The organism is Neptunomonas sp., from assembly GCF_041601355.1.
Classification (GTDB): domain Bacteria; phylum Pseudomonadota; class Gammaproteobacteria; order Pseudomonadales; family Balneatricaceae; genus Neptunomonas.
The window spans coordinates 1-10,131 of record NZ_JBFIIH010000136.1 but is presented as its reverse complement, the minus strand read 5'-3'; the positions used below and the strand labels follow the sequence as shown (position 1 = coordinate 10,131).

Sequence of the window (10,131 nt, the reverse complement as noted above, 5' to 3'; positions counted from 1 at the left end):
TTTTATTTTCTTTCAGGCGTCTCGGCTAACTCTACTTTCTGTAAGTATAAACGCAGCAATGGCGGGTGAACCACCAGCGTATAAAGACATAGAACAAAAACCAAACATAACATTTCAAAGCGATAACTATAGTCTGCAGGGATCATCAGCACCAGAGCGGCAGACACCGCCCCCCTTAAACCACCGAGCATCATCACATGCTGCCAGGGTAAAGGTAATGGTTTACGTACAGATCGCAATAACAGTGAGCCGCCATAAACCACCACGGCTCGCGACACTATCAGCACAATGACGACACCCGGGAGTGCCCAGTTGATCGGAAAATCATGCGCTCCGGCGGCGGTTCCCAGTGAAAAAAACAAAATACTGCCCGCTAAAACTTCTAAATATTCCCAAAAGGAGGTAAACAATTCACCTTCTTTGGGCTGAGCACCCGCCTGACGGCTGCGAATAAATGCCAACGAAGCACACAGTACGGTAATAACACCGGAAACATGTAGCACTCCCTCACCTAACAAATAGCTTCCATACGCCAGCAATAATGTCAGTGTCAGGCCGGAAAAACGGTTCTGCTCACGCCAGTGCAGTACCAGTTTTCCGGCTAACCAACCTAATGCCAATCCCAGAGGAATAGCCCCGGCAATAGACCAAGCAAATTGCATCAGGGCCTGAGTCAGAGATAGCGGCACATCGGTTAAGGCCAGCGCAGCCATTAAACTGAACAGCACAATCGCGGTTCCATCATTAAACGTCGACTCCCCTTCCAGTAAAATATTTAACCGTTCGGGAATAGGAAAGCGTTGAAAAATAGCAGCTACCGCAGAAGGGTCTGTTGCTGCGACTGCCGCGGCAAAAAACAAACCATCTGCTAGCGGGATCGACATCATCCACGAGAGAGGTATACCAATCAGAAACAGTGTCAAAACAACCCCTAAGCCTGCAAAGCAAAAGATTGGCAGGGCCTCCTTTCGCAGCGCTGGAATGGAAGTATTGCGGGCGCTGGCGAAGATAATAATAGGCAGTAATAGCCAGATCACCAGCTCAGGCGAAAGTTCGATAACAGGTAACGCTGGTAAATAATTATGTTGCACAGAACCGTAAACGACACCCGCCAACAATAACCAGGATTCGGGTGGTAAAAAGCTACGTGAACTGTAGTGGCGCAGGCAGGCAACGAAAAAAAGAAAAGCACAAATGCCAACAAGAATGAAGAAAAGCGGTTGATCGTGGGCGCTCATAACTTAGCCCCTCTTGGTTTACTATGACGCTGGTGTTTCTCAGTTATTCTGAACTTTAGCTGCTCTGTACTCGACTGGCATTACATCCGTGGTGAATTTAAAAAGGCAATATCAATCAGAATAAGCGCTAAAATCCTAAAAATCTACCCTTATGGCATGCGTTTCGTCTGAACTACGGCTGCCTCCACCCCATGCTTATCTTTAAATAAAAGGTTTATACATAAGGTTTATACATAAGACGTATTCACAGATCTGAGCTTACGATAATTCCCTGCCACCATAGACCTCAGCCAACTCATCTAACTGCGAGCTGGTGGCATCAAACCCTTCTCCTGAAAAGTAGTAAGACACCTTCACTTTATCCGCACCCCGATGTAGCTTCACTTTCACATCAGCGACGCTCCATACCTTTAATGCATTCAAAAAGCGGGTTGCCTGCTGACCCGTTGCAAAAGCATATATAATTTGTGTTTCCATGAAAAAAATTCTGAATATTAAAAAGCGCGCAGTGTCTCACAAGTTTGCAAATAAGGCATTTCGTTTTTTTCTGAATAACGAATCAGGTAAAAGTTTAGTGGTTTTGTGTTTATAAAAATTACTCATCATTTTATTTTTCGAATAGTATCTGGATATAGTTAACTATACTGTTACCTGAGCATCATCATATAGATAGCAGAATATATGGCTACCAGAACATATAGGTACCGGAACATATAGCTACCGGAACATATAGGCGATAATCATACTTTCCGGCTATCTTAGTTACTTTGATTTTGACACTACTGCTGAGTGAGCCTATTTGGGTATGGATGCAAAAAAGAAAGAACAGCGTGCAATAGCTTTCGATTACCTGTTTGACTCAGTCGTCATTACTGATTTACAGGGTATTATCACCGATTGGAACAACGGCTCTGAAGACCTTTACGGCTATTCTCAAGCAGAAGCCATCGGTCAACCCGTTTGCATGCTGCATGTGCCCCAAGACTCTGCACACATTACAGCTGAGGTTATTGCGGCCGTTGAAGAATTTGGTAAGTGGACGGGCGAAGTAAAAATGCTACGCAAAGATGGATCGATAGGCTGGATTGAATCAATGTGCGTCCCATTACTCGACGATGACGATCAAATTATTGGCGCACTTGGCATCAATAGAGATATTTCCGAACGTGTCAGAAAATCAGAGCAGCTCATACAAATGGCTCACTATGACCAACTAACACAAATCCCTAATCGCTATTTGTTGTTAGAACGTATCTCACATTTGATAAAGCAGTGCGAAAGAAACCAATCTGAAAAAAATCAATGTGATCAAAACAAAAGCACCTTCACGCTGCTATATATTGATTTAGACAAATTCAAGAGCATTAATGATGCAAAAGGCCATGCATTTGGGGATAAGATCCTACAGGAAGCGGCTCGTCGCATGTCACAGTCAATTCGTGAATCTGATACATTGGCACGCTACGGGGGTGATGAGTTCGTCTTACTGCTGGAAAATCATCTCACCAGAGCAGAGGTTACTTCGCTGTCCAAATTATTGATTAATACACTCAGCAGGACATTTGAAGTAGATAACACCCCAGTAGAAATCAGTTGCTGTATTGGCATTGCAACCTACCCCGATAACGGAACTACCTCTGAAACATTGCTATCTTTTGCTGACGACGCTCTGTACAAAGCTAAAAGTAAAGGCAGCGGTACTTATCAATAAACGCAATAGACTGCTTGCCGATAACCAGTGAAGATTCGACATGATCAAAATACTAAATTTTACGCTGATTGCCACTTTTGCGATCTTTTCCATTGCATCCGTTTTCTTCCACACCCTTCCGTTTTTGGTGCCTGCTTTTTATATAATGATGAGCATTATAACCTTTATCATCTATGCCTTTGATAAGTCAGCGGCAATCAACGGCCGCTGGCGAACGAAAGAAAGTACATTACATCTATGGGCAATACTCGGTGGCTGGCCCGGGGCTTTAATGGCGCAACAAAAACTACGCCATAAGTCCTCAAAGCAAGACTTTCGTTTTGTGTTTTGGGTAACGGTTATCATGAATCTTGCTGGCTTTATATGGCTACATACATCTGATGGAAGCTCTTTTTTGTACCGCTATGTAGACAACGCTGATGCGCAATTGCTGGGGCTGGTGCCGGAAATATCTCTACCCGATTTTGTGCAGATTTGGCTTTGGAAGCTTGACTACTATTGGAATAAATAGTCCGCTCAATAGCCTAACTGACGGTCCACCGCTTCAGGTATCCGTCCTGATTTATAGTATTCCTTTATATTATTGGCCACGATTTTACTGCCACTACGGAGACAGGTGGGTGCAGAGATGTGCGGCAATACGGTGATGTTGGCATGCGACCAATAAGGATGGCCGGCAGGCAGCGGCTCCTCTTCAAATACATCGAGAACGGCATGTGAAACTATGCCTGCATCCAACGCGCTGAGTAAGTCAGCTTCGCTCACTGTTGCACCACGGCCAAAATTAATGATGGAAACTCCCTGCTTACATTGGGCAAAGCGGGCAGTATTAAGTAAACCTCGTGTTTCGTTAGTCAAGGGTAGTAAATTCACCACAATATCGCTCTGTGCCAGCATGGATACCAGCCCATCTGTTGTGGCAAACGTTCGGATATTTTCTAACCTTCTCTTTTGGCGGCTCCAGCCCAAAACGTTAAAACCATTAGCCTTCAGACGTTCGGCACTGAGAGCACCCAGCTTGCCTAAGCCCAATATGCCCACGGTCCGATCGTGCGCAGCGATATAAGGCCGCTGCAACCACTGAGCACTGGATTGCTGTTCGCGATAAGCGGGCATATCGCGGTGCAAGTAGAGTGTCCAGGCTAATACGGCTTCTGCCATGGTGTGAGCTAATGCAGGGTCTACCAAGCGAACAATAGGAAGCAGTTCAGTCCCTGAAAGCTCAGCCACCATGCGCTCTACACCAGCCCAGGTACTGTGCACCCATTGCAGGTTAGGTAACTGGCGAAGTTCTGCCGGATCCGGATTGGCAACCACAGCTATAGTGCATAGCTGTTTTTGCTGTGCAGTCAGGCTATCGAAAAAGCGAACATCATGGTCGGGCAACAATTCATTCAGCGCGATTAACCACTGTTGCATTTCAGCACGGGGAATGCGACTAACGAAAGCGATCATATTTGAACTCGTAAATTTGAGCCCGAAAGTAGAATTCCAGACGTGCTGGTAATGCTCATCCGCTTTACACTCTATTATCATTTTGAATACCAAAGATATCGACAGTACTTATTCTCAGATGATACGTGGTTTCAGATAATACGTGCCTTGACAGATGCTGTCAGTTTAATTGCCCCATCACAGGCATTTGCAAGCTCGCGTCCTTTTTTGATGAAATGGCGAAGAAAATACTCACTATGTTCATCTCCGTCATGAAAGTGGTGCGGTGTCAGGACAGCGGTTAATACCGGCACTTCGGTTTCTAGCTGCACCTGCATTAATCCAGTACATACCGCTTGGGCAACAAAATCATGCCGGTAAATACCACCATCGACCACCAAACCACTACATGCAATGGCGGCATACTGGCCGGTTTTTGCTAACAACTTAGCCTGCAAAGGGATTTCATAAGCGCCTGGTACCGGAAAAACATCGATTTTATCGATATCATATCCAGATTCAGCCATTTGAGTCCGAAAGCCTTCCAGGCAATTAAGGACAATATCGGTATGCCAGGAGGCGTGGATAAACGCGATATGTTGGGTTTTAACATCTAACAATTGTGTACTCGCTGAGCTCTGATTCATTGGTGAAATCCATCATAATATACTGAATCAGGGCGAACGGGCAGGCAACTAATGCCTTTCCAACAGAAACCCTGTAAGGCATTAAATAACACAACGTATCAACAGCGGTGTGTTTTTGTCTGACACGCTCTCTATCATCCGGACTATAACCGTCGGCTCTGGAGTCTCACCAGATCTGCTGACCCTTTTGCAACAAACTCTATATCAGATCTGCATCAAAAGGCGCTCGCGGGCTTAAGTAACAAAATGACATGTGCACTCCCTACTATTACCGCCGGTGGGGAATTGCACCCCGCCCCGAGAACGAAACCGGATTATTCATCCGGAAAAAGACTATAAGATTTTTATTAAATAGAGTCAAAAAAATAGAGGCTATTACTGATGCATGATGTTTTTATGCAAAGGTGAGTAAACACAGCTCTGAGGATTTGGATACTCAGCGGCGAAAATCAAATTTATGGAGCCTGAAAGCGACAATCTTCAATATTAATGACTTTTTCAGTGTAAAAGTGTCCTTTACAGCCTATTTAGCCCATAAAAACGGCTACATGATCATTTTTCATACATACGTCCTATGACGATTAACGCCCCAAATAAGCCCAATAGGACAGAGATTTCTTAACACCTGTGCACTATGCTTATTATTAGCTGTCTTATTTTATAGTCATCGTTATCTATCCTTTGGACTAGAAAACACTTTTGGATCAAAAAAACCTATGAGCAGAATCCGTGAATTCAACAGCGAACGTATTCTTAAAGCATCTTGTCTTGAGTTTGCTGAAAAAGGCTACGCGGCTACTAAAATTATGGACATTGCGAAGAAAGTAGATCTGCCCAAGCCAAATATCTACTACTATTTCCAGAGCAAAGAGAAGCTGTATCGCTGCGTACTCGAATCTATTATCGAACCATTGCTTGAGGCCTCAGCTTCTTTTGAGATATATGATGAGCCTGCCATCGCGTTAGAGCAATATATCCGCACTAAAATTCGTATTTCACAACAACACCCACATGCATCTAAAGTGTTTTCCAGTGAAATCATGCATGGTGCCCCCCACCTGACTCAAGATATTACAGATAAGCTGATGCAGCAAACCAGGCAGATGACATCGCGTATCGAACAATGGATTGCCGATGAAAAGATGCACCCGGTTGATCCTCAACATCTTCTCTTTATGATATGGGCGTCTACTCAGACCTATGCAGATTTTGATTGGCAAATTGCTAACGTCACAGGGAAAAAAACACTCGAAGCTCAGGATTATCAAACAGCTGCCAACTTGATTACTCGGCTGGTACTGAAAGGCTGCGGATTAAATTTTAAAGAAACAACGTAAAAATATTTACTTATGCTAAAATCAAGGTGATCATACCAAATGCTCCGCTAGATTCAGTCCATCTTAATACCTAGACATATTCGTTATTTCGTAATAAGGCGTTTCCAATACTAATGACAGAAGAAGAATTTGTTTCAACTTTACGCTCTCTCAGTCTTCAGCAGCTCGACCAGTTTCAGCAAGACCTCGAACAAAAAGTCCATGAGAAAAAGCGTAAGAGCGACAAGCGAAAAGCAGCAATGAAAACCCCACCTCGTAAAACCAGCGACGTTGAAAAAATGGCTGATCAGATGGGACTTGACCTCAGTAGCCTGATGCGCGAAATATCACGACGTTAACTTTCGTTTTAGACTCTCGTTTATTAATCTCGTTTATAACGACAGTTTAAGTGTAATTCTTCACATCTATTAGTTAACACTAGCCAAATACCTGCTGAAGTTTTTCCTTTAACATCTCCCCTGCTTTTCCCAGCGGTTCATTTTTTCGGAAAACAAGCAGTGGCGAATATGAGAATCGCGACCCCCCCTGATAGTCCACTTCCTGTAATTGACCCTTGTGTAATTCATGCCGAACCTGCTCTAAAGGCATCCAGCCAAAACCTAAACCCTGCAGTAACGCTTCTTTTTTTGTTCTAAAGTCGCTCAGATAAAAAACCCGCTCGCCTCCAAAAGTTTGCAAACCTCCGTAAGCAGAACTATAACTGGAGTCATGTACGGTTAACTCAACAAAGGCATGTAGCTCGCGGGTATCCAATGCCTGGCGAGCCGCCAACGGATGCTCACGACTCACCACTAATACTACGTCCAGGGCTTGCAATGATATCGCACTGCAAGCAGCATCAGTCTGATAATCCAGTACCAGCATCAAGTCAGCCTGCTGCTGTTCAAAACGTTGCTGCACTCCGCCCAGAAACTCAGTACGAAACTGAATTCGGGTAGGAATGGCAAGATCCGTCATCTCTTTCAAAACACCTAAGACTGGCGCCGTGGGTAACATTCCATCGACGACTAGCTCAAGTTTTGGTTCCCACCCCTCAGAAAACTGATCCACCAAGCGGGCAACATAAGCTGCTTGTTGCAACAACCGCCGCCCCTCTTCCAGAATCCTCTGCCCAACAGGTGTCAGCTTAGCCCGATAGCTACTGCGATCAAACACCTGAGTACCCAGTTGCTGCTCTAATTTACTGATCTGATAACTCACTGACGATTGGGTTTTATGTAATCGATCAGCGGCTTTAGCAAAGCTCCCTGTCTCAACTACTGCACTTAACACCCGTAACGACTCTAAATCCACCGCCATAAAAACCATCGAATAATTTGATCAAGATGTATTAAATATTACGCTTTTTTTGAATCATCGAACAGATTAACGTATTAAATATAAGGCTGCACGAACAGCACATTATAAAAAATGCCCAAGCCAGCCTTACCCAGAATAAGAAAGAGTATAAATGAAGGATAAACCTATGAACGCTGAAAAAAATCCAATTGGCCTTAGAGGCATCGAGTTTACTGAATTCACCAGCCAGGACACGGAGTTTATGGATAGTGTATTTTCAGCTTTTGGCTTCTCTAAACTCAAACGCCACCATGACAAAGAGATCTATTACTACAACCAGAATGATATTCACTTTCTGCTCAATAAAGAGAGATCTGGTTTTTCTGCTGATTTTACCCGCCGTCATGGCCCTGCCATCTGCTCAATGGGCTGGCGAGTAGATAATGCACAAGCAGCATGGGTTGAAGCGGTCAAACGAGGCGCCAAAGCGGCTGATCCAGCGACTACCGATCATCCTTACCCTGCCATTTATGGGATAGGCGATAGCTTGATCTACTTTATCGATAAATTTGGCGCTAACGGCTCTATATATCATGATGATTTTGTTGCACTGGACGCCCCAACGATTGTCGATAATCTCGGTTTTATCGAGATAGATCACCTTACTAACAACGTTTATAAAGGCACCATGGAAACCTGGGCTGACTTTTACAAAAACGTGTTTGGTTTTGAAGAGGTTCGCTATTTTGATATTAAAGGCCAAAAAACAGCATTAATTTCTTATGCGTTACGTTCTCCGGATGGTAGTTTTTGTATTCCGATTAACGAAGGCAAAGGTGATACTAACAACCAGATTGATGAATATCTGGGTCAGTACAACGGACCAGGTGTACAGCATATCGCTTTTCGCTCAAACGACCTGCTAAGTTCGCTTGATAAAATGGATCGCTCTGTCATAGACACACTGGATATTCATGACGATTACTACGAAGAAGTCTTTAATCGTGTGCCTAATGTAACCGAAGATCGTAAAAAAATTCAGGAACATCAAGTACTGATCGATGGCGATGATTCGGGATATCTGTTGCAGATCTTTACCAAAAATCTATTCGGCCCCATCTTCATCGAATTAATCCAACGAAAAGAAAACCTTGGGTTTGGTGAAGGAAACTTTCAGGCGTTGTTTGAATCTATTGAACGCGATCAGGAACGAAGAGGCGTTATTTAGCTCTGTTATTAAATCCGGTTATCTGAATTCAGAATAATAACACTCTGTTCAGCCAACGCCCTCCAGGATAACTCTTTGAGTTACTGAGGGCGTCGATTATTGTGGAACTCTAAACGCTAAATAGGCACTACAATGTTTCATCTATAAAACGCTGGTTAAATTTTGCACCTTGAGTCGAATATCTTCAAACCGCAAATGCTCACACAGCCCAAACCCGGGTAATTGACGTATCTTATGGCGGCTAAAAACAGGTACACTGATGCCGGCCAAAAAACAACTCAGGTTATCGGCTGTCTGTATTATTGACGAGGCATGTACTGACTTCGCAGCCATATGCCTTCTCAGTCCCTCCAGGACTTGACTGATCTGCTGATCAGAGGGCCAATGTGGCGGAGTCGAATACTCAAGCTTTGCGACCCGGCCGCGGCATACCGAGCAATGACCACAACTTTCAGGCGCATGGTGATCATCAAAATAGAGCGATAGATGATGATTCAAACATCGATCCAACTCAAAAAACCTTATCAGAGCAGCAATTCGTTTTACCTCTTTTTGCTCTTTATCAACAAAATAGTGATGCAATGTTTCGGTTAGATCCGTTTTAAATAACAGATCCAAATCCACACTAAACACTTCCGTAATGCGTTTTGTTTCCAGAGTAATACAACTTATCTGCTGCAAATATTCCAATGCGGCGACCACACGGGATCGATCACATTGATAGTTTTGAAACAGCGCATCAAAATCGGGCTCTCCCCAGACCTTCTTAAACGCGGTATGCGCAAAAACAGCTGCTAAAAACGCCTGACGCTCCCCTTGGAACATCGCCACTATTTCTTCTTTTGGCTTCAGAAATTTATATTTAAACTCTGCAAAATAAGCATATAAGGGTTGTACTACACCCAACAGCTCAAGCTGTACCAGTAAAGTCTTCAGTGGTAATTGTCGAATATTACTCTCATTCGATAAGCCGACTAATTGCAGTTCCCATTGGTTATTCGTTTGGTTATCCGCTACGCCATGCCCCCCCACATCCCTCGTTTCATTCTTGATCGCCGTTACTACATATTCAATAGCGCTGTGCTCAGGGGTATCGCCGTAAACAAAATTTTCTACGGTATTAAGACCATCCAGATTCGCCAATGTTATACAATGTGATGCCGCACCATCGCGTCCCGCCCGGCCAATCTCCTGACTATAATTTTCTATGGATTTTGGCAGATCGTAATGGATGACAAATCGAATATCTGCTTTATCT

Annotated in this window: 11 protein-coding genes and 1 riboswitch; of the genes, 5 read left to right on the top strand and 6 right to left on the bottom strand. The window is 43.9% G+C overall.

What is annotated here, in order from left to right; all coding sequences use genetic code 11:
- Positions 1 to 2: 2 nt before the first annotated feature.
- Together ABY436_RS16855 and ABY436_RS16850 are read right to left on the bottom strand one after the other, a co-directional pair.
- Positions 3 to 1,238, bottom strand: coding sequence for a cation:proton antiporter (locus tag ABY436_RS16855; protein WP_372740095.1), 1,236 nt, complete (start codon positions 1,236 to 1,238; stop codon positions 3 to 5).
- A gap of 258 nt (positions 1,239 to 1,496) precedes the next feature.
- A complete protein-coding gene (locus tag ABY436_RS16850; protein ID WP_372740094.1) occupies positions 1,497 to 1,715 on the bottom strand; it encodes a hypothetical protein in 219 nt (72 codons plus the stop codon).
- Between the two features lie 328 nt (positions 1,716 to 2,043).
- On the opposite strand from ABY436_RS16850, the gene ABY436_RS16845 reads away from it, so the two are divergent.
- Entirely contained in the window at positions 2,044 to 2,949 is a 906-nt protein-coding gene (locus ABY436_RS16845) for a diguanylate cyclase domain-containing protein (protein WP_372740093.1), read from the top strand.
- A gap of 40 nt (positions 2,950 to 2,989) precedes the next feature.
- A complete protein-coding gene (locus ABY436_RS16840; RefSeq protein ID WP_372740092.1) occupies positions 2,990 to 3,460 on the top strand; it encodes a DUF1294 domain-containing protein in 471 nt (156 codons plus the stop codon).
- A gap of 5 nt (positions 3,461 to 3,465) precedes the next feature.
- Here the strand turns inward: ABY436_RS16840 and ABY436_RS16835 are convergent, their stop codons facing one another.
- Together ABY436_RS16835 and ABY436_RS16830 are read right to left on the bottom strand one after the other, a co-directional pair.
- Positions 3,466 to 4,404: a 2-hydroxyacid dehydrogenase gene (locus tag ABY436_RS16835; RefSeq protein WP_372740091.1), complete on the bottom strand. Its 939-nt coding sequence runs from the start codon at positions 4,402 to 4,404 to the stop codon at positions 3,466 to 3,468.
- Between the two features lie 131 nt (positions 4,405 to 4,535).
- Positions 4,536 to 5,030: a 6,7-dimethyl-8-ribityllumazine synthase gene (locus ABY436_RS16830; protein WP_372740090.1), complete on the bottom strand. Its 495-nt coding sequence runs from the start codon at positions 5,028 to 5,030 to the stop codon at positions 4,536 to 4,538.
- 122 nt (positions 5,031 to 5,152) lie between these two features.
- A riboswitch (FMN riboswitch) is annotated at positions 5,153 to 5,339 on the bottom strand.
- 407 nt (positions 5,340 to 5,746) lie between these two features.
- On the opposite strand from ABY436_RS16830, the gene ABY436_RS16825 reads away from it, so the two are divergent.
- Positions 5,747 to 6,367 (top strand): TetR/AcrR family transcriptional regulator, encoded by a 621-nt coding sequence (locus tag ABY436_RS16825; RefSeq protein WP_372740089.1) that lies wholly within the window; start codon positions 5,747 to 5,749, stop codon positions 6,365 to 6,367.
- A 113-nt stretch (positions 6,368 to 6,480) separates the two neighbouring features.
- A complete protein-coding gene (locus ABY436_RS16820; protein ID WP_372740088.1) occupies positions 6,481 to 6,705 on the top strand; it encodes a hypothetical protein in 225 nt (74 codons plus the stop codon).
- Positions 6,706 to 6,784: 79 nt separating this feature from the next.
- Here ABY436_RS16820 and ABY436_RS16815 read toward each other — a convergent pair whose 3' ends face one another.
- The gene (locus tag ABY436_RS16815) at positions 6,785 to 7,666 is read right to left on the bottom strand and encodes a LysR family transcriptional regulator (protein ID WP_372740087.1); all 882 of its coding nucleotides are present in this window, start codon (positions 7,664 to 7,666) and stop codon (positions 6,785 to 6,787) included.
- Between the two features lie 166 nt (positions 7,667 to 7,832).
- On the opposite strand from ABY436_RS16815, the gene hppD reads away from it, so the two are divergent.
- Positions 7,833 to 8,873: a 4-hydroxyphenylpyruvate dioxygenase gene (gene hppD / locus ABY436_RS16810; RefSeq protein ID WP_372740086.1), complete on the top strand. Its 1,041-nt coding sequence runs from the start codon at positions 7,833 to 7,835 to the stop codon at positions 8,871 to 8,873.
- A gap of 141 nt (positions 8,874 to 9,014) precedes the next feature.
- Here the strand turns inward: hppD and ABY436_RS16805 are convergent.
- Positions 9,015 to 10,131 (bottom strand): RecQ family zinc-binding domain-containing protein (locus ABY436_RS16805; RefSeq protein WP_372740085.1); only part of this gene is annotated, 1,117 nt, incomplete at its 5' end.

What these genes read in the sequence shown, in the direction of transcription:
- ABY436_RS16815 (WP_372740087.1), bottom strand. Translation starts at nt 7,666, where the DNA reads ATGGCGGTGGATTTAGAGTCGTTACGGGTGTTAAGTGCAGTAGTTGAG.
- ABY436_RS16835 (WP_372740091.1), bottom strand. Translation starts at nt 4,404, where the DNA reads ATGATCGCTTTCGTTAGTCGCATTCCCCGTGCTGAAATGCAACAGTGG.
- ABY436_RS16820 (WP_372740088.1), top strand. Translation starts at nt 6,481, where the DNA reads ATGACAGAAGAAGAATTTGTTTCAACTTTACGCTCTCTCAGTCTTCAG.
- ABY436_RS16850 (WP_372740094.1), bottom strand. Translation starts at nt 1,715, where the DNA reads ATGGAAACACAAATTATATATGCTTTTGCAACGGGTCAGCAGGCAACC.
- ABY436_RS16845 (WP_372740093.1), top strand. Translation starts at nt 2,044, where the DNA reads ATGGATGCAAAAAAGAAAGAACAGCGTGCAATAGCTTTCGATTACCTG.
- ABY436_RS16840 (WP_372740092.1), top strand. Translation starts at nt 2,990, where the DNA reads ATGATCAAAATACTAAATTTTACGCTGATTGCCACTTTTGCGATCTTT.
- ABY436_RS16830 (WP_372740090.1), bottom strand. Translation starts at nt 5,030, where the DNA reads ATGAATCAGAGCTCAGCGAGTACACAATTGTTAGATGTTAAAACCCAA.
- hppD (WP_372740086.1), top strand. Translation starts at nt 7,833, where the DNA reads ATGAACGCTGAAAAAAATCCAATTGGCCTTAGAGGCATCGAGTTTACT.
- ABY436_RS16855 (WP_372740095.1), bottom strand. Translation starts at nt 1,238, where the DNA reads ATGAGCGCCCACGATCAACCGCTTTTCTTCATTCTTGTTGGCATTTGT.
- ABY436_RS16825 (WP_372740089.1), top strand. Translation starts at nt 5,747, where the DNA reads ATGAGCAGAATCCGTGAATTCAACAGCGAACGTATTCTTAAAGCATCT.